Source organism: Rania fehmarnensis, from assembly GCF_056494185.1.
Genome location: NZ_CM151398.1, coordinates 3,447,069 through 3,472,181, shown reverse-complemented (window position 1 = coordinate 3,472,181; position 25,113 = coordinate 3,447,069). Strand labels below are relative to the sequence as shown.

Annotated in this window: 19 protein-coding genes and 1 tRNA gene; 9 read left to right on the top strand and 11 right to left on the bottom strand. The window is 54.9% G+C overall.

Translation table 11 applies throughout. The features are described from left to right. The first annotated feature begins 8 nt into the window (after nucleotides 1-8). Nucleotides 9-1,175, top strand: a complete 1,167-nt coding sequence (locus SH573x_RS11765) for a sialidase family protein (protein WP_479355226.1) — start codon at nucleotides 9-11, stop codon at nucleotides 1,173-1,175. After that, nucleotides 1,172-2,365, top strand: coding sequence for an AGE family epimerase/isomerase (locus tag SH573x_RS11760; protein WP_479355224.1), 1,194 nt, complete (start codon nucleotides 1,172-1,174; stop codon nucleotides 2,363-2,365). Before SH573x_RS11765 ends, SH573x_RS11760 begins: the two co-directional genes overlap by 4 nt. A 111-nt stretch (nucleotides 2,366-2,476) precedes the next feature. Here the strand turns inward: SH573x_RS11760 and SH573x_RS11755 are convergent, their stop codons facing one another. Then, on the bottom strand, nucleotides 2,477-3,169 hold the full coding sequence (locus SH573x_RS11755; protein ID WP_479355223.1) for an AIM24 family protein: 693 nt from the start codon (nucleotides 3,167-3,169) through the stop codon (nucleotides 2,477-2,479). Nucleotides 3,170-3,319: 150 nt separating this feature from the next. Here SH573x_RS11755 and SH573x_RS11750 point away from each other — a divergent pair, with 150 nt between their 5' ends. Further along, nucleotides 3,320-5,977 (top strand): PQQ-dependent sugar dehydrogenase, encoded by a 2,658-nt coding sequence (locus SH573x_RS11750; protein ID WP_479355221.1) that lies wholly within the window; start codon nucleotides 3,320-3,322, stop codon nucleotides 5,975-5,977. 230 nt (nucleotides 5,978-6,207) lie between these two features. Continuing rightward, nucleotides 6,208-6,660 carry a hypothetical protein gene (locus SH573x_RS11745; protein ID WP_479355219.1) on the top strand — a complete coding sequence of 151 codons (453 nt, stop codon included), beginning with the start codon at nucleotides 6,208-6,210 and terminating at the stop codon, nucleotides 6,658-6,660. Nucleotides 6,661-7,246: 586 nt separating this feature from the next. Here the strand turns inward: SH573x_RS11745 and SH573x_RS11740 are convergent. Continuing rightward, nucleotides 7,247-7,321, bottom strand: a tRNA-His gene (locus SH573x_RS11740). A 299-nt stretch (nucleotides 7,322-7,620) separates the two neighbouring features. Between SH573x_RS11740 and SH573x_RS11735 the strand changes: the two genes are divergently transcribed. After that, nucleotides 7,621-8,769, top strand: a complete 1,149-nt coding sequence (locus SH573x_RS11735) for a M24 family metallopeptidase (RefSeq protein ID WP_479355217.1) — start codon at nucleotides 7,621-7,623, stop codon at nucleotides 8,767-8,769. Between the two features lie 22 nt (nucleotides 8,770-8,791). Here SH573x_RS11735 and SH573x_RS11730 read toward each other — a convergent pair whose 3' ends face one another. From SH573x_RS11730 to SH573x_RS11690, 9 genes are all read right to left on the bottom strand, one after another. Then, nucleotides 8,792-9,424, bottom strand: coding sequence for a YybH family protein (locus SH573x_RS11730; protein ID WP_479355215.1), 633 nt, complete (start codon nucleotides 9,422-9,424; stop codon nucleotides 8,792-8,794). Nucleotides 9,425-9,498: 74 nt separating this feature from the next. Beyond that, nucleotides 9,499-10,428, bottom strand: coding sequence for a WD40 repeat domain-containing protein (locus tag SH573x_RS11725; protein ID WP_479355213.1), 930 nt, complete (start codon nucleotides 10,426-10,428; stop codon nucleotides 9,499-9,501). Beyond that, entirely contained in the window at nucleotides 10,425-11,711 is a 1,287-nt protein-coding gene (locus SH573x_RS11720; RefSeq protein WP_479355212.1) for a DUF1501 domain-containing protein, read from the bottom strand. Before SH573x_RS11720 ends, SH573x_RS11725 begins: the two co-directional genes overlap by 4 nt. Before the next feature lies 1 nt (nucleotide 11,712). After that, nucleotides 11,713-13,872, bottom strand: a complete 2,160-nt coding sequence (locus SH573x_RS11715; RefSeq protein WP_479355210.1) for a DUF1549 domain-containing protein — start codon at nucleotides 13,870-13,872, stop codon at nucleotides 11,713-11,715. 106 nt (nucleotides 13,873-13,978) lie between these two features. Then, nucleotides 13,979-14,557, bottom strand: a complete 579-nt coding sequence (locus tag SH573x_RS11710; RefSeq protein ID WP_479355208.1) for a hypothetical protein — start codon at nucleotides 14,555-14,557, stop codon at nucleotides 13,979-13,981. A gap of 128 nt (nucleotides 14,558-14,685) precedes the next feature. Next, entirely contained in the window at nucleotides 14,686-15,033 is a 348-nt protein-coding gene (locus SH573x_RS11705; protein WP_479355207.1) for a DUF3467 domain-containing protein, read from the bottom strand. A gap of 153 nt (nucleotides 15,034-15,186) precedes the next feature. After that, on the bottom strand, nucleotides 15,187-17,418 hold the full coding sequence (locus SH573x_RS11700; protein WP_479355205.1) for a hemolysin D: 2,232 nt from the start codon (nucleotides 17,416-17,418) through the stop codon (nucleotides 15,187-15,189). Between the two features lie 172 nt (nucleotides 17,419-17,590). Continuing rightward, entirely contained in the window at nucleotides 17,591-18,607 is a 1,017-nt protein-coding gene (locus SH573x_RS11695; protein WP_479355203.1) for an efflux RND transporter periplasmic adaptor subunit, read from the bottom strand. Between the two features lie 81 nt (nucleotides 18,608-18,688). Next, complete coding sequence (locus tag SH573x_RS11690) at nucleotides 18,689-20,740, bottom strand: efflux RND transporter periplasmic adaptor subunit (protein ID WP_479355201.1); 2,052 nt, start codon at nucleotides 20,738-20,740, stop codon at nucleotides 18,689-18,691. A 486-nt stretch (nucleotides 20,741-21,226) separates the two neighbouring features. On the opposite strand from SH573x_RS11690, the gene SH573x_RS11685 reads away from it, so the two are divergent. The 4 genes from SH573x_RS11685 to SH573x_RS11670 all read left to right on the top strand — a co-directional run bounded on the left by SH573x_RS11685 (nucleotide 21,227) and on the right by SH573x_RS11670 (nucleotide 25,108). After that, nucleotides 21,227-22,150, top strand: a complete 924-nt coding sequence (locus tag SH573x_RS11685; protein WP_479355200.1) for a hypothetical protein — start codon at nucleotides 21,227-21,229, stop codon at nucleotides 22,148-22,150. Between the two features lie 296 nt (nucleotides 22,151-22,446). After that, nucleotides 22,447-23,361: a DUF58 domain-containing protein gene (locus SH573x_RS11680; protein ID WP_479355198.1), complete on the top strand. Its 915-nt coding sequence runs from the start codon at nucleotides 22,447-22,449 to the stop codon at nucleotides 23,359-23,361. A 5-nt stretch (nucleotides 23,362-23,366) separates the two neighbouring features. Beyond that, on the top strand, nucleotides 23,367-24,098 hold the full coding sequence (locus tag SH573x_RS11675; RefSeq protein WP_479355196.1) for an ABC transporter ATP-binding protein: 732 nt from the start codon (nucleotides 23,367-23,369) through the stop codon (nucleotides 24,096-24,098). 17 nt (nucleotides 24,099-24,115) lie between these two features. After that, nucleotides 24,116-25,108 (top strand): hypothetical protein, encoded by a 993-nt coding sequence (locus SH573x_RS11670; protein ID WP_479355194.1) that lies wholly within the window; start codon nucleotides 24,116-24,118, stop codon nucleotides 25,106-25,108. Nucleotides 25,109-25,113 lie beyond the last annotated feature (5 nt).

The window sequence follows — 25,113 nt, the reverse complement described above, 5'->3', positions numbered from 1 at the left end:
GCACGAACATGACAACTTACCGAATCGCTTGGCTGCTCCCGCTTCTGACATCGATGGCGATACTCATTGGCCCGCATGTCGGCTCAGCTCAAGCTGATGATACGCAGGTTATGCGAACGATCGTGCGTCAAGCGGGCGATGATGGTTCGAAGGCGTATCGCATTCCAGGTCTGGCCACGTCGCCTCAAGGCACCTTGCTGGCTGTCTTCGATATTCGCCACGATGGTTCAGGTGATTTGCCAGCCAACATCGACGTCGGTCTGATGCGCAGTACCGATCGCGGCCAGACGTGGTCAGCCATGCAAACCATTCTGGATTTCGACCAACAGGTGCCAGAGTCGCGCGGCAACGGTGTGGGCGATCCCGCGATCTTGATTGATCATCACACTAAGACAATCTTCGTGGCAGCTCTGTGGTCCAAGGGTGACCGTGGCTGGAAAGGGTCTGGTCCAGGTTTGACTCCGGACGAAACCGGCCAATTAGTCCTCACCAAAAGCACCGATGATGGAGTCACCTGGTCTGCTCCGATCAACATTACAGACAAGATCGACGGCCGTGATGCCGCTTGGCGATTGCTCTTTAATGGCCCAGGCAGCGGTATTCAACTTCGCGACGGTACGCTGGTCTTCGCAGCCCAGTATCGCGAAGCTGACGGTACCTCGCATGCCTGTTTCTTATTCAGTCGCGATCATGGTTTGACCTGGAAACTCTCGCCGGCTGCAATTCCCACATCGCCACCGACTAGTGAATCGCAGATTGCGGAACTGGACGATGGCTCGTTGCTGTTGACGATGCGCGATGAATCGCGCAGCGGCCAGCGCCTGTGGGCTCGATGGCAATGGAACTCGGGCGGGGCTGACAAAGGACCTGGTCAATGGTCACAGCCCTGGCATGTCTTACCGGACCCAACGTGCATGGCCAGTCTACTACAAGTACCCGATGGCCCACTATTGTTCTCCAATCCCAACCACAATCGCGAGCGAGTGGCGATGACGGTTCGGGCTAGCACCGATGGCGGCCGCACGTGGAACCAGGGCCGATTGATCGACCCGAGGCACTGTATGTATTCGTGTTTGACCCTCTTGGACAAGGGCGACGTTGGTCTGCTGTACGAAGTCGAAGGCACACTAACTTTCGCGAGTTTTCCACTGAGCTATATCACGCAAGCGCCATGAGTATGCCTGCCATACCTCAGCTTCTTAGCCAGCCAGGCAGACAGCAGTTGGCCGCCAGTTATCGCGACGGATTGCTAAGCGATACGCTGGGCTTTTGGTTTCCGCGTTGTTTGGATCGCGAGCATGGCGGCTATCTTCACTTCATGGATCGCGACGGCACGTTGATCGATACCGACAAATCGATCTGGGCTCAAGGTCGCATGGCCTGGCTGCTGCTGACGCTATTTAACCAGTACGAGCAGCGCGCAGAGTGGTTGGAATGGGCCGAGTATGGACTGAAGTTCTTGCGTCAATTTGGATTCGCCTCAGATGGCCGCATGTTTTTTCATGTGCAGCGTGATGGCCAGCCGCTACGCCAGCGGCGCTACGCGTACAGCGAAGCGTTTGCCGCGATCGCTTTTGCAGCTCATTACCGCGCGACTCAGGCCAGCGAATCAGCCGACATTGCCCGCCGAGCCTTCGCGCAGTTTACCGATTGGAATTTTACTCCGGGACGCATGCCGCTAAAGTCGACCGACGTTCGTCCCATGATCGGACTGGCTCCGCGCATGATCACTTTGGTCACAGCTCAAGAGCTGCGCACAAACCTGGGCGACGATCCACACTGGACAGTTTGGATCGATCGCGCGATCGATGAAATCGAACGACTGTTCGTTAAACCGGATCATCAGGCCGTGCTGGAAAATGTCGCGCCCGATGGCCAGATCCTGGACCACGTCGATGGTCGGACTCTAAATCCAGGACATGCGATTGAAGGCGCCTGGTTTATCATGCGCGAAGGCGAATATCGCAATGACTCGCGATTGATAAAGCTGGGTTGCCAAATGCTCGACTGGATGTGGAGCCGCGGCTGGGATGCGGAGTATGGTGGCCTGCTCTATTTTTGTGATCTATTGGGCAAGCCACCTCAGGAGTATTGGCATGACATGAAATTCTGGTGGCCACATAACGAAGCGATTATCGCTACGCTGATGGCTTTCGAAGCCACGGGCGACGCACGTTATGCTCAGTGGCACGAGCAAATACACCATTGGAGTCATCAGCATTTCGCCGATCCAATTCACGGCGAATGGTTTGGATACTTGCATCGCGATGGCAGCTTGTCTTCAACGAGCAAAGGCAATCTCTGGAAAAGTTGCTTTCATCATCCCAGAATGCAATGGACCTGCTGGCAACTCCTGAGCCCATAGCCACCGTCGCCGTAGCCGTAGCCACCGTCGCCAGACGGTGGACGCCGCAGCCAAGGTTAAATTTACACAGGCTGGAAGCCTATGCCACAATAGTTTATGCATAAACTATCTCTAACCACCGTGCTGCATGTAAACTTCTTCATAGGGCTGCACGACCACGAAACCGTTACCTTGAAACTTCATCTGCAAGCTCTCACCGCTGCCGCGGCCGAAGAATGTTTTCAGCGAAACATCGGTTTTGAATTCTGGTGACAGTGATCCGCTCCAAGCGATCGTGGCGTTGGGATCGGTGAACACCGGCATCGAAGGCGTAACACCCAGCGTCAGTGGATCATAATGGGAGGTGATGGCCAACATGCCGGTGCCTTCGAACCGGGCATTAAATAGACCGCCGGACAACATGGCCGCCATCTTCCGCATCATCTTGATTTCGTAGCGCAAGGACTCTTCGAAAGCCAGAACATCGTTGGCATTGACGAAAATCGATTCGTTCTGCAGTGAGAGAATTGTGATCTTCTTGCCGGCATCCGCCAGATAAACTTTGCCTTGCCCAGCAGCCCGCGTGAGTTTGGTACCCTCACCGCTGACGACTTTTTTCAGCAAATTGCCGACGCCCTGTTCCAGTACGCCTTCGCGCGTGAATTTGACATTTCCAACATACGCAACCATGGAACCGGTCTTGGTCCAAACCGAACCGTTCAAGTTCACTTCCAGAACGCGGTCGCCTTCCATCTCAAATAAACCTTGATTGGAGTCTTTTTGGGCGGTGCGTTTGAGAAACTCATCCAATGCGTATTTCTGCATCTCTGTACTCCGGGATAAACTAGGTCTGGCGAAAAGTTACGAGCAATATAGCACAAGCCGATGACGAACTTTCTTCACTTCCGCGCGGCTTTCATTTAAAGTGTTACCCAATAGATCCGCTACTACGCCTCCCACCCAAAACCGAAAACTATGCTCCGTAAACTCTCATTTGTGCTCGTCTGCTGGCTGCTAATTGTCACATCATCTCACGCGGCAGAGCTGGATCTCACTCGGTTTGAAAAGACAACCGTCTGCGGTGACCTGGTACAGCCGCTCGAACTGGATGTTGCCCCCGATGGTACGATTTTTCTGATCGAGCTAGGTGGCATTTTGAAAACCATCGAACCACTGACCGGCAAACAAGCGGTTGTGGGCAAGCTGGATGTAACCACCGCTCAGGAAAATGGCCTGATAGGCATGGCGCTCGATCCGCACTTCGCCGAAAACAGCTGGATTTACTTACAGTATTCGCCGCCTGACTACTCCGGCCAGCGCATCAGCCGGTTCGATTTTCGTGACGGTCAACTGGTGTTGAGCAGCGAAAAGATTCTCTTCAGTTACGAAGAGCAGCGTCGCGAGTGTTGCCATCATGCAGGTTCACTCGAGTTTGGTCCCGAGGGTCACCTGTATATCGGCACAGGGGATAACACCAATCCGTTTAACGACTCGCAAGGCTATGCACCGCTGGACCAGCGCGACGATCGCCAGCCCTGGGATGCGCAGCGTTCGAGCGGCAACACGCGGAGTTACAATGGCAAGATCCTGCGCATCCATCCCGAACCCGATGGAACATACTCGATCCCCGACGGCAATCTGTTTCCCAAAGATGGATCGATCGGCCATCCCGAAATCTATGTGATGGGCTGTCGCAACCCTTGGCGCATCAGTGTCGATCAGCGAACGGGCATTCTGTATTGGGGCGATGTAGGTCCCGATGCCGGCGGTAACAGCGAGCGTGGCCCGCGCGGTTACGATGAAGTCAATCAAGCGCGAGCCGCCGGCAACTTTGGTTGGCCCTACTTCATTGGCAACAACTTTGCGTACCCAGTCATCGACTTCAAGACCGGCGAAATTCAGTCGGCCATGGATCCAGGCAAGCCGTTTAATCGTTCGGTCAATAACACGGGTAGTCAAGAATTGCCACCAGCTCAACCAGCCATGATCTACTATCCGGGCGGCGCGTCAGAAGAATTTCCCGAAGTCGGCTCGGGTGGGCGCACTGCCTGCGCAGGCCCTGTCTACTACTTCGATGCCGCCTCGACCGCCACCAATCGCTTGCCGGAACAATACCATCGCACGCTGTTCGCCTTTGAGTGGTCGCGCAATGCGATCTACGCAGTCCACATGGACGATCAATCCAACTTGCAGCGCATTGAACATTTCTTGCCGCACATGCCCTTCATTCGCCCGGTCGATATGGTCGTTGATGTTCAAGGTTCGCTGCTGGTTATCGAATACGGCGAGACTTGGGGCGTTAATACCGACGCGAGATTGGTGCGCGTCGACTACGTGCGCGGCAACCGCAAACCGCAAGCGATGGCTCAAGCCACTAGTAGCGTGGGCCGAGAGCCGTTGGTTGTTCAATTATCCGCCTCTGGCTCGCAGGATAAAGATGGTGATCCGCTCCGTTATCATTGGACCGCTATCGCCTCGGCTCAGCCTGGGGCTACAGCCATGTCGCTTGGCACCACCGCTGAATTGGAAGCGGTGTTCGACCAGCCCGGTGTCTATACAGTTCAACTGACCGTCAGCGATCCGCACGGCTTGTCCGATCTCACGACGCTACCGGTCATCGTTGGTAATTCCCGGCCTGAAGTGGCGTTTGTGACTCCACTCGATGGAGACTTCTTTACGCCGGGTCAACCTGTGCGATACCAAGTCGTCGTTCGCGATAGCGAAGATGGCACCAGTGATCTCCAGCAGGCTGAGCAGGATGACTGGGAATTGATCGACGTTTCTGCTTCATCGCGACTATTCACCGAAGCGATCGTCGTAGCGCCCCACACGGCGGCTGCGGAGGTAGCCCCGGGTCTGAGTCTCATTCGCAAAAGCGATTGCCTGAATTGTCACGCGCCCAGTCGACCCTTGGTCGGTCCAAGCTTCCTGGAGATTGCCAACAAGTATCGCGATCAACCGCACCAAGTTGATCAAACGGTGCAGCGGGTCATCAAAGGCTCTACCGGTGTGTGGGGCAAAGTCGGCATGTTGCCGCATGGTCAACACACCGAAGCCGAAGTGCGTAGCATGGTCGAATACGTTTTCAGTGCCACAGCCGGTACTGCCAATCCCAGTGCGCCTGGTTTCAATAACGAGTTGACCGCGCAGAATACCGAGGGTTCGATTCGACTGGAAGCCAGTTACACCGATGCTGGTCGAGGCGAGATTCCCAAATTGATCGGCAGCGGCAGTGTGCTGCTGCGCAATCGCCACTCGCAAGCCGAATCGGCCGATGAAATTGTCGGCGCTCAAGCTCTGGGATCGGGGCAAGCGGAAAACAAACAGTTTGTGGGAGCCATCAATCACAACGCGTACTTGAAGTTCTCGCGCGTACGTTTCGACGAGCTCAAGAACATTACGGTCCGCGTCGCCAGCGCAGGAGTCGGAGGCCGCATCGAGATCCATCGCGCCACGCCCGACGGACCGCTTCTGGGGCAGACGCCGGTGGAGGTCAACGGCAAGTGGGAGGAGTTTTATGAAAAGACCATACAGCTCGAGCCCAGCCACGGCCAAGATGATTTGATTTTCGTCTTCAAGAACGAAGAGCAACCTGGCGGACTAATGAACATCGATTCCCTGACGTTCAACTAAGCCGTGGGCGTTAGCCTCGGTTCCGGCTCACCACCGACCTTGGTCGGTGGAAGCATGACTGAATGGCTAGTAGTGGCCGCGACCCTAGCCTATCAGTCATCGGTCCACCGAGGCAAGCTCAGTGGTGCCGACGGGGCCATAGCTTGGATAAAATGGCAACTGGTTCAATAGTCACCCAATCGCTCTCAGCGAGCTGATCCTAAGCGTTATTTGCAGAAGGATAAACCGCAATGGCTAACAAAACATTCGTGGGCTCTGCAGGCGCATTGGTACTGGCCTGCGTTGCGTGCCTTTTTCCTGCGGATGTTGAAGACAGTTCCCATCTGCAGACGGAAGACTCGCTTACCGCGAGAGTTGCGGCGCTTGAGCAGACAGTGGCCGAACTACAACAGCAAATTCACAATGACAAGATGGTTTCATCACTTGCTGGTCATTATTGGGTGGAGGAATCACGTGTTGTGGCTGGTGAACAAGAGGAGCAAGGCGAAGAGGTGGCTTGGCGTCTTTCGACAGAGGTTTCATCAAATCGCTACCTCCTTGGCTCAGAGGTTTCTGCCTTTGAGTATGGCCAATTCACTATCGATGCGTCGAAAGAGCCTGCCTGGATTGACTTTGAGGTTCCAATGTTCGGGCAAAAACACGCGGTCAAAGGAATTGTGCGAACATCGTACGGTGTCACCTGAGCCCATGTCGTGGTAAGCAATCCGTACACGCCACCTGAGTTTGACAGACACCGTTCGGGTACGGGCACATTTGATCGTCGCTACTGGTTTCTGGCGTTGCCGCCTCTGATGCCACTTTCCTTTCACAGCGTCGTACGTATCTTCATTGCATCCGACGAAACACTCTACCTGGCTTTGTTTACCCTGGCAGCGACCATCCCTGCTATGATCTGGTCCCAGTCGATGATCGATCGACTGCGATTGTCATTCTGGAAGTCATATTTTTTAGCGTGCGGCGTATGTGGCATCGTCTTGCTGTGCGCCATCCTTTCGCCCATGCTACTAGACTGGGTAGAGTTCGCTTACTCTAAGGATGATTGGGCGAAGCGAGTTAGATGATCTCACTTTATGTTCTCTCGGACCGACCTGGGTTCTTTGAGGAACGCCATTGTAGAAAACGCAGAGACGCAGAGGGTCGCAGAGAAATCCAAGCCTGCCGATCAAACGCATCATGGCAGGCCTTGAATCACCGAACTAAAGGTGGTCAGGTCTCTTTTTAGAGCGATATGACGTTGGGACGCTTGATGCCAGCGAATAAGTTTGAAAAGGGTGGAGGACGGGGCTCGAACCCGCGACAACTGGAGCCACAATCCAGTGCTCTACCAACTGAGCTACATCCACCGTGTTGCGAACGACCCGATTTTAGGATTTCGCGAGCTAGTCGTCAATCGTGTCCGCTGGCGGTAATGAAGTTTTGGAGCTGGAGGGGAATTGAGGGGTGGAATACACAGGCTAGAAGCCTATGCCACGAACACAGGCTGGAAGCCTATGCTACAGGTCGAACACAGGCTGGAAGCCTATGCCACAGGTCGGACACAGGCTGGAAGCCTATGCCACAATTGCAGCTGGGAGCCTACGCCACGGGCAAATGGCTATATTATGAGGGCTTGTTCAGATTCTCCTTGTACTTGGAAAGCGACTATGCGTGCGAAGCTCCTGGCGGGTATCCCAGCGGAAAATTCGGCTTTGTATCACCGCGTGCGATTTGGAGTCGGTGATCCGGCCGCTTGGATTGAACTGGAAGCCAGCGCGAAAGCTGCGAAAACCTTGATCTTTATCGTCCGCGATATCGAATGCGATCGAGCTCGAGCGGCCGTGAAAGTCGACCAGGTTTCGCCGCCCGCAGAATTTACGCCCGCCGGCGGATTGTCCGGCGATCGCGCGACCGCGACCGCTCAGTCAGTAGCCGAATGTCTCAGGCGTCACGGCGTAACCACCGTCACCACCGATCGTACCCTGCCGTTTATCTACGCCTGGCATATCCAGCAAGCTCATATCAAACTCGAATACTCAGCCGAAATGGGCGTCCTCGAACGCCGCAGCAAAGACGATCAAGAAATTCAGTGGATGCGAGAAGCCCAAGCAGTGACCGAAGACGCCATCTTGATGGCTTGCCAAACCATCGCCTGGGCTCAAGCCGATCGCGACGGCACACTGCATCACGATGGTGCCGAATTGACCAGCCAGCGTATGCGGCAAATGATTAGCGTCTACTTGCTGCAACGTGGTTACTCCAATCATCACGATTCGATCGTCGCTTCGTTACCTCATTCAGCCGATTGTCATGATCGTGGCGCCGGGCCGCTGAAAACTGGCCAGCCAGTCATCGTCGATATCTTTCCCCAATCGCTGGAAACGCGTTACTGGGGTGATTGCACGCGCACCGTAGTCCATGGCACCGTCTCCGATGAAGTCAAACGCATGCACGCCGCAGTCGTCGATGCCAAACGCGCCGCCTGCGCCGCGCTGGTCACCGGCGCAACGGCCGATAGCGTCCACGCAGCCACCAAGAATACGTTGGCCAAACACGGGTACGCCTTTGCCCGTGGAGAGATCTCCGACGATGCGATCATGCCACATGGCACCGGCCACGGTGTGGGTTTGGAAGTGCACGAACCTATACTGTTGGATGATAACGGGGGCACACTGCTAAAGAATGAAGTGCTGACCGTCGAACCGGGGTTGTACGGCCGCCGCGCCGGTGGTGTGCGCGTCGAAGATATGCTGGTCGTAAAAGACGATGCACCGCTGAATCTGAATCGATTGCCCGAAGGATTGAGCTGGGACTGAGCGCGTGGTCGCATCCACGCGATTAATCGGCCAGCGAGGTATGGTCGTGGACGATAACCCACTGACTATCGATTTGTTGCCAGATCAGTGAGAACTTGCCGCCGATGGCTTGCTCACGATTCAGATGCCAATTGCCGATGACCAACATGACTTCGGATCCAATGGGTTTGAACTCCAGCTGATCAAAAGTTAACTGGCCCATCGTGGCCGCATCGGGATAGCGTGTTTTATAGCCATCCAAGGTGGCTTGCCATCCGCGAGTTACTTTACCACCGGAGGCGAAGGTCAGTTGATCACTCTTCCAATAGACCTGCATAAACTGATCGATGTCACCGGCGTTCCAAGCCGCTTGTTGCTCGGCCAGCTGATCGCGAATAATGGACTCGACTGACGCAGGTTCGGGAGTCGACTTAGCAGGTGTTATAGGCTGCAATGCATTGGTTCGCGTTTGTTCAGTATGCAACCTCGACTTTGCCTGCGCCTCAAGTTCGCGAGCTTGCATTTCCTGTTTTCTGGCGGCACTGGCGGCTAGATCGGCGAGCCTCATTTGCCGCAGTGTACGCTGCCAGACGAAGAAGCCTCCGCCTACGGACAGTAGCAGCAACAGTATCACCGCCGCTACAATCGCGGTCGATCCAGAAGATTGTTGCGACATAACCAATACTCCAAGGGCTGAGTTTGCCCTGACACGAAGAGTGCCCTAATCCCAAATTAGATGTGTCCACGTGCTTACTTTAAGACTTGAAAGCCGCCGCCGCCAGCCACCACAACTGCCTCACTGGTTACCAGCAATTCAAAAATCGGCTTGATCTCAGTTGCAGCCACGCGCTGCACGCGCATCTCACTGCTTGAAAGCCAACGCACGCTTCCGTCATCGCTACCGACCACGATAGATTGGTCATCATCGGACCAGGCCACACAGTGCGGCATACAGTCGAGCCGTGCAAAGCGTATCTGCCGCGCGATCTGTGGTTGCCACAGTCGAACCGTTTGATCACCACCGACGGTTGCCAACTGAACCGGCGCGCCTTTTCGCAGGGCCAGATCGTAGATGGGGGCCGTGTGGCCATCTAGGATGCGAATCACCTGGCCAGTCTCTGCTGACCACAAATGCAGCGTACCTTCGATTCCACCGGTGACTACCTCGGTTGCGGTTAAGAAGCAGCCGCTAGTCAACATCCGCGTATGTCCAACATAACGCTGTATCGAGCGACCTTGCAAGTCGAGCAACTCACTGTCAGCCGCAGCCGACACGACCATCATGCGTTGACCATCGGGCGACCAGGCAACCCGATGGAGGACATCGTCGTAGCGTGATACGCTAGCAGTTACCTCACCACTAGGCCAAGCGTGAATCTCGATGGCTCCGCTTTCAGCCGGACTGCCACCGGCCACTAACAACGCCGTGCGATCGGGCGACAGTTGCAGGTCATGAATGTGCACAAGCTTGGTGGAGATGCGACGCAGCTCTTGCCGATCGGGCAAGCTATAAATGATCACTCCCGACTGCGAACCCACTATTAATTCGCTGCGTGCCTCATCGAGCTCCAGGGCTGTGACCGGCGGTTGCGCATCGATGTTACGACTGAGCACCAATGCCGCTAGCAGCGTAACAATCGAGGTCAAACAAATTGGAAAGTTAGCCAGAGGCTTGCTCATGACGTTATTCCATCAATCATCTGTCCATCGCGATTGATCGTTACCGGCCGACCGTCAGGGGTGATTAAGGTCTTACCAGGATCGATGCCCAGCAAACTATAGATGGTGAACGCCAGGTCGGCTGGAGTAACGGGTTGGTCGAGCGGACCTTCGCCGGTCGCATCGCTTCGGCCAATCACTTTGCCCGCAGCTACTCCGCCGCCGGCCAGAGCTACACTGAACACACCGGGCCAATGATCGCGACCACCTCGAGGATTCAGCTTGGGCGTGCGCCCAAACTCGCCCATCGCCACCACCAACGTTTGCTCCAGCAAACCTCGATCTTTTAGATCGCTGACCAGGGCACTGAAGGCTTGATCAAATGTCGGTATCAATCCAACGCCTTGTTTGGCGCCAGCGTATCCGTCACGCAACTGCAGAACTAAGTCGCTATGCGTATCCCAACCAGTATTCACCACGGAAACAAACGGCACCCCGCGCTCAACCAAACGCCGCGCCAGCAGACAACTTTGACCGATCATCCGCATTCCATAGCGCTGGCGCGTCGACTCCGATTCACTCTGCAAATCGAAGGCACGCATTGCTTGGGGCGACAAGACTAAATCAAAAGCTTGACGCATGGCCGGATCCACACCATCCAATTGATCATCATTGGATCGCCGCATCGCATCCAACTGCTGTAAGAATTCGCGGCGCCGGTGCAAACGCAGATCCGTGATCTCTGGATGGGGTTGCAGATCGCGGACTTTGAACTCAGGCTTGGATGGATCGCCACCAGTTGCAAACGGTTCGCAGCGTCGATCGAGAAAACCAGCGTTGCCAGCTCGTGAATCAGGAATCGAAATAAACGATGGCAACGTGGTCGACGGCCGCTGATGAGCCAGGACAGAGCCTAAGCTGGGATAATCCAAAACAGGCGACGGCTTGTAACCGGTCAACATGTAGGTATTGGCCAGTCCATGTTCACCCAGCGGCGATGTCAATGAGCGCAGAAGCGTCAACTGGTCAGCGATCCCAGCGGTTAGCGGCAGATGTTCGCTGAAAGCGACTCCCGGCAGTCGAGTACCAATCGCGGAGAATGGGCCACGAACTTCTAGTGGTACCTCGGTTTTGGGATCAAACATCTCCAGATGACTCGGGCCACCGTCGAGCCAGATCAAGATGCAGCTCTTGGCTTTCGCATTTTCAGCGACTGCACCAGATGCGCTCAAACGCAGAAAGTCCACGATCGACAAACCAAGTGCCGAGAGGCAACCCCAGCGAAGTGCATCACGTCGTTTCATATCAGTGGTTCTTTTGAAACTGGTCACTACTGAGCACCGCCCACAGAAAGTCTTCCAAAGCTTCTGGGCTATCGAGCTGCTGGCACCAAATTGATAACTGCTGGTCGGTCGGTGGGCGAGACCAGGCGAGCGTCACGAACTCTTTCACGATCACTTGGTACGGCATGCGCGCCGCCAACATGCGCCCCAAGCGGCTGTTCGGGTCGCGCAGAGCCCCGTTGATTAGCTGGCCATTGACCAGGTGCAACTGGGTAGCCAGTCCAACTTGGGCACTCGAAGTTCCACAGTTGACACGCGAGCAACGGCCCAAGCTGTCGAGGGCGGGGACCTTCATCAGCGGATCTACGACGTGTACAGCTCGCACATTGCCCGTAACATCATTCAAGTTGCTGGCACTCAAGTCGGGCACGACGCCAGTAACGTCGGCGATGGCATCCAACCATACTTCCGGTGGCAGCGGCTTGCATGGCACATGAGCATAGAACGCGTCGGCCCGGGTCGTGCTTGCGCGCGCATAACTCTCCGACAGCGCGATGGTTCGCAACAAGTAACGCAGGTCATATTGATGCGTGAACGTTGAACTGGCCAACTTGTCGAGCAGCTCTGGATGCGACGGCGGATTGGTGTCGCGCAGGTCGTCGACCGCTTCGACCAGGCCACGACCCAGCATGGATTGCCAGAGGCGATTGGCGAACGCGCGAGCGAGTGTTTCTGAAGATTCGTCTGTGAGCCATGTTGCCAGTGCATCCAGCGGCGCGGTGTTATCGACCAGATCGCGAGCCCCGGGCAGACGGGGTGTCGCTGGCTGACGGGTACGCGGATTGGTGACGGCGCCACGTTCCATCAGCCGCACTTGTGGTCCGCGATCCACGCGAGCCAGAATGGAGGCCAGGCCGTGATAGTCGGCTTGAGTCCAGCGGTCCAAGGGATGATCGTGACAATTGGCGCAGCCCAGGCGCGCACCCATGAAGACACGGCTAACCAGTTCTGCATGCGCGCGCGGATCATTAACCATGCGCGCGAAATTTGCGGGACCAACTTGCTCGGCATCGCCAGTAGCGGTTAGCAGTTGGTGCACCATCTCCGGCCAGGCTGTGCCACTGGCAATCGTTTGACGTATCCACTGGTGATACGCGTCGATCGATCGACTTTCGTTGGGCAGTCCGTGCAACTCGAGCAGACGAGCCGTCCGCAACGTCCAGTAATCAACAAACGCGGCGCTGGCCAACAAACGATCAATCATTCGCGCGCGTTTGTCGGGGCGTTCATCGGCTCCAAATTCCTCAACGGTGGCCGCATCAGGCAGACGTCCCGTCAAATCCAAAGTGGCGCGGCGCAAGTACCCATAGTCATCAATAGCAGGTGCAGCCTCTAAGCGCACGTCCGCGAGCAACTGATGGATCTCTTGATCAATAAAGTTATTGCCAGCCAGTTGGGGACTCAGTGGCTGTTCCGTGTCGGTCTCAAATGGCAAGCGAACTTGAATCGGCACAACTCGATCGAGATAACGAGCCAAGACCACATGTTGGCCCGGTCGCAGCAGGCGAATACGTTGCGAGTCAGCGCCCGCACTCTGATTGACAAACTGAACTGCGTCAGGATCATCGGCGGTGAAGAGTGTGAGCGAGGTTACATTACGCGTTTGGTCCGCGGTCCACGTGGCCCACGCTGTGAGGTCGACGATCCGATCAGGCTGTTGTTTAACCACTTGCGCGTCGATACGAAACTCCTGCAGTGGCTCGGCGCGGCCAGGACGGGCACCTTCGACAATCCAGCGCTTGAGCAACTGGAAACCGACTGAATCCACTGGCAGGACATCGCCTCCGCCGTGATCCAATTGGCTGCTCGGTTTGCGGAGCACCAGGCTTGTATCAACGTGTTCCACATTGACGCGCCGGCCTTCGAAGGCATAGACGAGATTGACATAATCATCGGCGGGTCGGCTGCCCAAGAGGGACAGTTGCAGATTGCCACGACCGATAGCCGCGCCGTGACATGCACCCGCATTGCATCCCGATCGCGTCAGCAGCGGAATGATTTCCGTATGAAAGTCGACGGGATCGGCGGCGGAAGAAAGCAAACAAAGCCCGCAGAGACTAGCTGAGAAGATCAGCCAGGGGGTCAAGCAATCGGTACTGCGGCGGATGAATGTTCGCGTCACTACCTACTCAATGTACTGCAACCGAGACTAACGCCTGCGGCTTAGTGTGTGTTGAACCGAGGCTAACGCCTGCGGTTTAGGTGGGTTCAATAACCGAGGCTAACACCTACGGTTTAGTTATGTCTTCGAGTTTGGCAACTGGACCTCCGACGACATCGGCGATTGACTGCAGCACTTTCGGCAGATCGGCTTGTAAGCTGGGCTGGACCAAGGCAAAGTTAGCTGTGACTTTGTTGTCTTTAGCCAACAACACAGTCAAAGCAACTTTACGATTCAAGCCGTAGCTGCCAGGACCTTCGCGGCCATCGGGCGATACTCCGATAGGCGCCTCCGCGGTTAGCGCATGCTGAATGCGTTTGATCGAACTTTCGCCGGTAGTCGCATCTTCGTCCAGCCACACGACGCCGGTGTGTAAACCATCGTCGAGGCGTTTGACTGAATAAGCGGTCAGGGTTCGCGTGAAAGCGATTGCTGGTCGATTGAGTTGATGTACAAAGACAAGCAAGATGGGCTTGCCCTTGGCCTCGGCGACGAAGTCGAGATCTTTACCCGCTTGTTCGCCCAAGACGCCGCGCACTTTGAATTCCGGCAGAGCTTCACCAACTTGCGGCCCCGAGAAAACGGGATCTTCAGCTAGCGCGGGCACAGCCAAGAACATGCTGAGGAATACGACAAATAGTTTCATGGAAGTCTGAAGCCTGTGGTCTGAAGCCTGAAGCCTGATTGTAAAACAAAACAAGCCCTCGAGCAAAAATTTGCTCCAGGGCTTGTAGCATAGCCAAAGCTGACCCGGTGCGGGCCGGCGGCCTGTCCTTACGACTGGCTTTGAACGCGCAAGCGCTTTTGAATGTCGGTTTCCAGAACGCCGAAGACAGCTTCGTGACGTTGAACGGACATTTGCAGAGCGGCCAACAGACGCTTGGCGGTGTAGAAGTTCATGACCACGCGCTGCTTGACATGGATTGGGTCCTTAGGCATGCCAACTGGTTGTGGGTTCAGACCGAAGTCAACGATCAGTTCTTCGGGCGAGCCAGTAACGCGGCAGAAGTTGGCGTAGCAAGCCGATACGTCATCGTCCTTGACTTGAACTTGCACTTGTTGTGGTGCGCGGGTTTCTGCGGCTGGTGCTTCTTGTTCCATAACGTCTGTTTCTTTCGACATGAGTGATACTCCCAGACTGCTTGAGGGCAGCCTCCTTGTGACGTGATCAACGATTGATCACACAACTATTTTGCTGACTTCGCTGACGTGCAGTTTAACGTTAAACTGCATGGGACGACCTCGAAATCGCTTTATACCAAAAACAAAACTACCTTACATTTCAAAACGGAATGTGCGGGCTAGAAAACGATAAAAACGCCAGCCGACTGACTTCCAGCCGACATAGATTTTGGCATAGCCTCGATAACCGGCGCGCAGTGGGACTTTAGCATCCGACAAGGGCACTCGGGCTTGATAAGAAGTGCTCATTGGTCGCATGCGGCCGCTGGCATCCATTTCGGTATCAACACCGCCACTGGCTTGAGTACCTAAATTCTCAGGCAAGCTCTTCATCTCGGCTTTGCTGATCGTGCCAATCTGTCCGCTGAAGGTATTCAGTCGAGCCGATTCGATCTTCATATCGACTTCGTGGCCTTCTTTGACCAGGTCGATGTCGGCCTGGTCGACAACCAGCACGGCTTCCATCTTCTGGGGTTCACCGATCATGCATAGCAGGTCGGATTGGGCGAAGAAGGCTTCATCATTCTTAGATGCGAAAGGATTTCCGCTCCAGCCTGGCAATTGTTCTTCACCGCCGGCGCCTTTTTGATCTGGTTTGTTGGGTGGCTGAATAACTGTACCGGCAACTGGCGAACGCACGACTAACATCTCCGCGCGTTCCATGGCTCGGTTGTATAAATGCTCTTTGCTGGCTACAACTTCATTGTTGACTTGCAAGAGCGCCAAAGCTTGCGGATCGTTAAACTTGGAATCTTCCAGAGCAGACAACCGAGCTCGGGCGGTTTCTAATTCACCGAAACTCTTAACGACTTGTAGTCGCACATCAGCACTATCCAGTTCGGCAATCGGATCACCAGCGGCTACAGTATCGCCGGGCTGTTTGTGCCAGCGAACCAAGTGACCGGGAACCATCGCAAAGACTTGCGACGCGTCTTGAGGCTGAATATCCATGGCGCAATCGACGTGGAATGGCAATGGTAAGAAGGCCAAGGTGCCTACCAAGGCGGTACCTACAACCGCTGTCGTCAAAACTCGATTGCGTTTCATTTTACTGGCCCTACCAGGCGTACGGAAGAACTTGATCGTGGCCCACAGCGGTTGAACAATCATGCCAACCAAACCCGAGATGGCAATCAGCCTGCCAACTGACTTCAAACCATAAGGTTCTAGAACACTGTTTAAGAACAGAATAATCGAAAAGACAACTACCCAACGATAGACTACCGCAGCTACTGTATAAAGCGCGAACCAGAATCGATTGCGATGCGGCAAGAACGGGTTGTCTTGCAGTTCTAAGCCTAAGCAGTACTGCTGGAACCAGCGCTTCAGAATCTCCGTGCTCTTCTGACGCAGATTAGGAATTTCGAGAATATCCATCAGGATGTAGTAACCGTCAAAGCGTAACAGCGGATTGCCGTTAAACATGACGGTGCTAACCGAACAGATAAACATCACCGACAGACACAAAAAGTTGACCATGCCGTCGGTACTGAACCACCAAATCCAAGTCGCGATCGAGGCCAATATCAATTCGACATAGATACCCGCCGCGCCGATAAACACACGGTGCCATTTATTGGGCAACATCCACGAGTCAGATACATTGCAGTACAGACATGGAGTGAACACGAGGAACATCAGCCCCATCTCGTGGCACTCGCCACCAAACTTCTTGCAACTCAGGCCGTGCCCAAACTCGTGTAAGATCTTGACGATCGCCATCGTCGAGCCCAAGTAGATCCACTTGTCAGCCGCGAAGAACTGTTCGAACGTGGGCAGTTTGGCACGAAACTCGTGATACTCCAGACCTACCAGCATGAGTGCGCTCAGTCCAAAGAGCGCCACGAAGACGACGCACAGGGGCGTGAACAGCCACCAGGTGAACGGAATCAAAAAGTTGAGTATGCGTTCGGGATCGATACCGCGAAAACGCAGTGCAAAAACGTTGGCCAACTTGCCCAACAGTTCTTTCTTCTTGCGCTGGTCACCGCGCCGACGCAATTGCCGGCCTTGACCACTGGCGTTGGAGATCACCAACCCGCTGCGGTGCAACATACCAACGAATTGCTGCAAGTCTTGCAGGGTAATGCGCTGGGGTGCAAACTGGCGCTGGAATGCCTCTTTAATGTCATGCAAGCTGGTTTTGCCATCGAGCATATTCAGAATGGCGAACTCTTCCTCATGGAAGCGGAAGTAGTTCAGGCCGACCGGTTCTTTGATAACCCAGTAGACGCGACCATGATATTTATGCTTTTTGGCGATCAAGTCCGGACGACAGCGCAGCTTCAGCGGCCGCATTGCGCTGTTGACTAGACTGTCGGCCATTGTGGTCATGAGATTAGCTGGTTTGGCTGGAGGTGTGCTGGGTGTGGCATAGGCTTCTAGCCTGTACCTATGGCATAGGCTTCTAGCCTGTACCGTTTTAGTTTCTTTAGTTCTACACAGGCTGGAAGCCTATGCCACATTTAGACACAGGCTGGAAGCCTATGCCACAGGGTTATTCGGGAATGGCGAAGGTCAAGTCGACTACAGCTTGCATGCCGTCGCGAAGGACCCACGCGTTACCGCCAACGGTGTTGGGAACCTTGGCCCAAATTCGACAAGTGGCCATTTCGACTACTGGGCTGACGAATTCGACGCGGGTGGTGTGAGTCCACTCTTTACCATTGATTGGGATGCGAATGGTCATGATGGCGTTGTGCAGTCGTGCGGCGTCGGAGCTATGGACAGGCACGATCGCTTCGATGCGCATTTCTTTCATGTGCACCAAACGCAAGATCGGTTCGCCGGCTTTGACCCATTCACCTTGATCGCGGTAACGCTCTACGATGATGCCGTCGTAGGGTGAAGTGACTTTGCGCAGCGTCAACTGAACTTGAGCAGCTTGCACTTTTTCTTTGGCCACAGCGGCGGCCAGGATATCTTTGGCGTGATCAACTTCGGCTACTTCGATGCCCAAGCGAGCTTTCTCAGCCTCTAGCAGTTTGCGGCGGGTCTCTTGCTTGGAGGACGAGCCCTTGTCGTACAGGCCTTTGACCTCAATGTATTCATCGTCGGAGACTTCCGAAACCTTCTTGGAGAATCGCAGGTTCGCATCTTGCTTGGCTTGCGCGTTAGCCGCTTCGAACTCTTTCTGCGCTACGGCCACTTCTGCCTGCGCAGTGCGGTCATCGACGGCTAGAACCATTTGGTTCTTTTCAACTGCGGCGCCTTCGTCCACCAGCAATTCTTGCAGGATACCGTCGGCTTGAGCCGCTAGTTTAATGTCATGCAAACACTTCACGGCACCTTTAACATTAGTGATCGAGTTACCGCTGAGCGATGGTTCGCGAGGAGTCGTCGGTGAGAACGCACTACCCAGCGGCGAACGCCCAGGGGCTTCGGGCAGTGGATTCTGAGCTTGCGAATTGGCTGGATTCAAAGCTGGTGGTTGTGGTGACTGTGCACCTGCGACGGCGGCCAACATGCCGACGCCGAGGGCTGCGGTCCACTTGATTGACTTGGCGATTTTCATATTCAATCTCCCGAGGATTGCGAAAAGGTAGGGGAGTCGATGCTGATGTGAAAATGGAAAGGAGAACAGTTACGCAGAACGCTAGAAGACTACGTTGGCATAAATCCACTCGATTACTTCGTGGAACCACACGAAGGCTGCGGAGGCTTTGCCGCAAACAACGTCAGCTTTGACTTCAGCGCCAGGACGCTTGGACAGCGCGTTAACGTCGTCTGGTTTGACGCGGAGCTTAACGACCGCACCTTCAGCTTGATCCAGTTCGGCTCGGCCGTGCACATTGGCTCTTTCAAGTTTGCCTTTGAGCGTGACCGATGGGTCCGTAACCATGATGTATTCAACTGGCAAAGCATCCACCTTGAGTTCGGAGAACGCGTTGTCGAGATACTTCATGCGTTTTTCGGGCATGAGCAGTTCGAGTTCCCAGTCGGAATTGGTATCGGCCACCGTGACCAAGATCTGGCCGGTAACCACTGGTCGATTGTTGAGGTTCTTTCTCAAGTCCCAAGTCATTACCTCGCCATCGATGGGACTGAGCCGAATTAGCTGGTTGTATTTTTCGACTTGCAGTTGGTACTGAGCATCCAGGGCCTGCTTGCGAACGATGGCTTCGTTCAACTGGGCCTGCATGCGAACCTTTTCTGTCGGATCGTTTTGAAAGGCTTTGGAGTTGATCTGCGCGCCCAGCGTCGCGATCTGCTCGTTGGTTTCTTGACGTTGGCCTTCGATATTGGTGATCTCGATTTCCAAGTCACGATTCCGCAACTTGACCAGTGGATCACCTTTCTTCACTTTGGAACCATGATCGACGTAAACTTCGACCACTTCGCCATCGACGTGGGCGAAGACTTGTTTTTGACCGACCGGTTGCAACGTACCGTTGGCTTCCAGATCGTGGTTGATCCTCACCAGGAACAGCAGTAGCAAAGCAATTGCGCACAGGGTCAAAATGGCCACGGTCTTGGGCAGAGCCGAACCGCGGAAGAACCAAGTCGCGCGACCCAGTCCGCGCCACAAGGGCATCAAGAACAGATTGTTGTGTGTAAGCGAATTGGCTAGAGCGCGAGCTGTATGTTCGTATACTAAGTCGGCGCGCGAACGCAGCAGATCCGACGGCAATTGGCTTTCAATTTGCTCAATGACCAGCGCGCCGATGATCTCACGAGCCGACAAGTCTTCGCGCTGCACATGTTGCTTGGACATCACGTCGCCTTCGACCACTTTTTCAGGTCGACGAATCGGCAGCACAGCCACGGTGCGTCCATGCGAGAGATCGACGTAGTCTTCGATAGCTTCTTCTAACTGTGGTGGCAGATCTTCGACCGAACCGTCGTACCACAGCGGGTCACCAGCGGCGACCACGCGCGAGGTGAGCTTGTTAAGTGCTGAAACGATGTTCGAGCGACTTTCGATCGTGTCTTGACCGCTGATGGCAATAACCTTGCAGCTGCCGCCTTTCTTGATAGCGACGCTGACGCGATCGCATTCGATCACTTGGCGACCTTCGTTGGCAATCGTGTAGGCGGTATCGCGCAGTTCTAGATTATCGTGAACCAAGCGAGCAAAGTGGTCGGCCTGTTGCCACAGGTGTTGACGATCCGAGACCTGCTTGAGCGTGTGGCCCTTTAACCATTCGCCGATCAATCCGGCCATTTGATCCAGGAATCGCAGATAGCCGCGTTGAATGTTGGGAGCCGAGTCTGGCCGCTGGAAAATCTCGATGATCCCCATCGACCGTTTGCCGCTCGATAGTGGTGAGAGCACGAGCAAGAACGGAGTGGGATTGCCTTCGGATTGATCTTCGCCGATATAAGCCCCAGGCGGTACCAGGTCCGATTGCCCCCGAGCGAACATGCGGGAGAGCAGTTTGCCGTGCCGCATCGCATCTTCGCTGTCGGCTTGCAAGAGATTCTGATTGACTTTGATCTGGTAACTCAGCCGCAGCGAACCAGCTTCGTCGATCAACCAAATCGCGCCACCGATCGCAGCCAGGGCGTCGATGATGCGTTGGAGGACCGCTGGATAATATTCGTCGGCCGGATGATCCGATCGCGAGAGATCGGAGATCTCGTTGATCAGCCCACGAATCTGCTGTTTGGTTTGCTCAACGGTTTCTTGCGAGGGAGTTGAGGACATACTTACCTTACCACTGGTGGCTGATCGGTGTTGATTGCAGATTTGAAGTTAAGTGCCTCACGCGACCATGCAACCCGCCCGGTTGGTGAGGACTAACGATTTGACCCAATCCGTGGCCATGCCTGGTATGGTTATACCAATTCCACAGCCTTGGCAACCCGGACTCGCCCCCGGAACTTGGGGGTTTGGATGAGCTATAAAACTCAAAGTTCCCAGGAAAAAGCCCGAAAACTAGTTTTCGTATTTTTCATCCATCCCGGTATCGACAATCGGCCATGTTCGTACGTAGAGTATAAACATGCCGAGCAGCGTTTGAAAATATCGATGTGGAAAATTTTTTCCCCGAAGAAACCTTTACCAACGCTGATTTGGCACCGTCGAATGCCTTAGAGGCAGAGCGATAGGCCGGAACTTTCAGGCGCTAGTGGCATCGAATTGGCAAATTCGTCCTTGGGATGAAGGCGTAACGACCAGGTAGGAAACTGCATGAGTACAGATACCCTCGAGCACGCATTGCAGGAATTGCCTGGCAATGCATCGCTGCCGACGAGTTCCCATATCAAGAAACTGGCCAAGCTGGTCGATGGCGATCTGCCGTTGCAATCTTTTCTTGAACAACTCGTCCCGCAACTGTGCGAGCTTTTTTCGGCGATGGCGGGCGTCGTATGGCTGAAAGCCCATGCCTCTGGCGGCGCGATCTTTGGTGTGCCTTATCAAATGGATCGCATCATCCAGTCGACGCTCGATCAGAAGAAACATGAAAAGCTGGTCCAGTTAGCCTGGCGACAACGGCAATCGATGCTGGCTGAACCGCAAGCACCCAAAAGCAAAGCCTCTGCCAGCAGCAGCCCAACCAGTCACGCACTGCTGTTTGGTCCCGTCATGCACTTGGGCGAACCAATCGCGTTGGTGGAACTGGCCTTGCCACATACCGAACAGCCTTTGGCTCCGGAACAGAAGAAGCTCTTCCTGCGTTCCATTCAACTAGTCGGCGAACGGGTATACGGCGGACTGCGCCAGCGAATGAGTTTACCTGGTGCCACGATTGGTCAAGCGGTCGAGCAAATGCAGCAGTTGGCTGACGAGATCAGCGTGCAACAGCAGCAGATTCGCCGCGCCATTGAGTCGCGCGTGCAGCAGTTTCACGGCTGGGGATTTGGATCGCTGGAAGAGAATCAACGCTTTGCCAAGCTGCTGCATCAATTGCTGGATAATCATGGCTTGCGCGTGGAGTGCCCCGAGTGTGGCAATCCATCGATCTTGCGTTGTTTGCGAGCCGGCAATGCCAAACATGGCGTGTTCGTCTACGATCACTATCTCGACAGCGGCCGCACCTTCCACGGCGGTCCCACCACCGTCCCTCTGCTAAAGGTTGTGAACAAGCCACTCCGAAGAACAGCCGGGGAGTAACGTCACCTCGTGTAGAGCAGCTGTCCACAGCTGCTCAGCACCCTCTAACCAAAGTCTCTTCATACTGCTTGTCCGAAATTGCGACGGTGGGAACTGGGTGGGTCCCCGCATCTATGTCCGTGATTCACGAGGGTGTTTGGCTCAGGAGGACCTTCGCCCCTTCGCCCTCCCGGACCAATGGTCGGTTGAAGATTCGGTTGGAAGGTGCCGAGCAGCTGAGGACAGCTGCTCTACATTTTCGGTGTTGGGCTCAGGAGGACCTTTGCCCTCCCGGGACAGCCGCACTATAGGAGCTCATGCTATACTTACGCGCTATGGTAGCTGTTGAACAATATCTGAAACCGGAACTGGCGGCGCAGATCAAGCGTTTGGATTTGCGCGCGCAGATGGTGGTGCGTGGATTTTTGCAGGGATTGCATGCTAGCCCCTATCACGGCTTTAGCGTCGAGTTCAGTGAACATCGGCGGTACGCTGCCGGTGACGATCCCAAAGACATCGATTGGGTGGCTTACGCGAAAACGGGGAAGTATTACGTCAAGAAATTCGAATCCGAAACGAACTTGACTGGGTACCTGGCGATCGACTTGAGCAAGTCGATGGACTATACGTATCGCCAACAATTAACCAAGCTAGACTATTCAATATGCCTGGCAGCCGCCTTGAGTTATCTCATGATCCAGCAACAAGATCCCGTGGGGCTTGTCACTTTTGATACGCACCTCAAAGCTTGTGTGCCCCCGCGGAGCCGGCGTTCGCAGCTGCCGACGATTCTCAGCCAACTGACCAAGTTGAAGGTCGCCGGCCAAACCGACTTGGCTGGGTCGCTGACGCAACTGGCTGCCATGCTTCGGCATCGCAGTTTGATTATGCTGATGAGTGATCTGCTGACTGACGAAACCAGTATGTTCAAAGCTCTGCGCAACTTGAGACACTCGGGACACGACATCATTATCTTCCATGTGCTGGACGAAGCCGAAGTGACCTTTCCCTTCAGCGGCAATGTAGAACTGATCGACCCGGAGACCGGCGAACGGCAGAATGTCAACGCGGCTGACGCCGGCGCCGACTATCGCGCGGCGGTCAACCAGATGCGCACACGTTTGGAGAAAGACCTGCAACAAATGCGCATCGACTACGTACCGTTGGATACCAGCCAACCTTATGACAAGGCGCTGATGGAATATCTCTTGCGCCGCCGTGGCAGGTTTTAATATCGATGGCGCTGATTGAACTGACCAACGTCTCCAAAGTCTACGTGATGGGCGAAGTCGAAGTCCATGCGCTGCGCGATGTGACGCTAAAAATCGAACGTGGCGAATCGGTCGCACTAATCGGTCCTTCGGGTTCCGGCAAGTCGACGCTGATGAATACGTTGGGCTGCTTGGATCGCCCCACCAGCGGCAGTTACCTGCTGGGCGGTGAAGAAGTCGTCACCATGTCGCGCGAGCAACGCGCGCGAATTCGCAACAAGCAAATCGGCTTCGTGTTTCAAAATTTCAACTTGCTCGCCCGCACATCGGCTCTGGAAAACGTTGAACTGCCGCTGCTGTATGGTAAATCCTTAACGGCCAAAGAACGCCGCGAACGAGCCATCGAAGCCCTGAGATTGGTCGGCCTGGCCGATCGTCATGATCACCATCCCGGTCAACTCTCCGGCGGACAACAGCAGCGCGTGGCCATCGCCCGCGCTTTGGCTACCAACCCCAGTATGTTGATGGGCGATGAGCCGACGGGCAATCTTGATACCCGAACCAGTCGCGAAATCATCGAACTGTTTGCCAAGCTGAACGCGGAACATAATCTGACCGTAATCCTGGTGACTCACGATCTGGCTGTAGCCAAGACCGCCAAACGCAACCTGGTCTTGAGAGACGGGGCGATCGTCTGCGATACAACCAGTGCCATCGAAGCGGCTGCCGCGTTGCAGAGCGCGCAAGAGTTTGCTTGACAGGAAGATCAACCGTCGTGGTTTGCACGTTAAAAGTTGAAATTGCCATCTTGCTATCGCTGATCTGCGCATCGGTTGTCGCGCAGGATCGCATCCATTACGGACCTGATTTACCGCGACCAGCCAACGCCTGGAATCCGCACCAAACGACTGTTATCGAAGGCAGTATTGAGAAGCTGAACAGTCAGTTTATTGAGTACATCGACACCGAAGGCAAGCCACACAAGCTGGCCAGCGATCGTATCGAACGCATCGAGGTCCAGTGGGATACCGAGGCAACCGCCGCCGCTCATCAACGCTTTGTGGATCGCAAGTACGTCGAAGTTCTGCGCAAGAATGCTGAGGTGTTGCGCAATGATCGCGCGGCCCAGTGGCAGTTAGTGATCCTGCTGTCGGAGATTGTGGAATCGTTCGAAGCACTGGGCAAACCGGAGTCAGCTGGCAAGTATTTCCTATTGTTAACTCAGCAATCGCCTCCGGATTTCGTGCTGGCCACGATACCGTTGAACTGGACGTCGCGCGAAGTTACACCTGGCATCCTGGACGCCGCTCACGCGTGGATCAATGACAAAGACCCGTGGGCCAATTTACTGGGGGCCAGTTGGCTACTGCTGACCGATCGCCATGAAGAAGCCAAGCAAATGCTGCAAAAGCTGCAGGCCGGACCCAACAAGACGATCGCCAAGATGGCCGCAGTGCAACTGTGGCGCGCGGTGCCACCACCTGAGACAACTGGTCGAATGAACAAGTGGTTCGAAGCTCGGGATACGCTCTCGTTACCCATGCAACTTGGTCCCACCGAATTTTTGGCTGACCGTTTATCGCGTATCGATCGAGGTCCACTAGCCGTAGGACAATGGTTGATGATTGCGGCGCAAAATGAACATCATCCCTATCGCGCAGCCCAGGCGCTCCAGTCCGCGGCCGAGCGATTGGAACGCGATAGCACAGAGACAGCCACCGCCGAAGCGACACGTGTAAAAGCGTGGCGTGATCAATTGTTACAATGACTTGT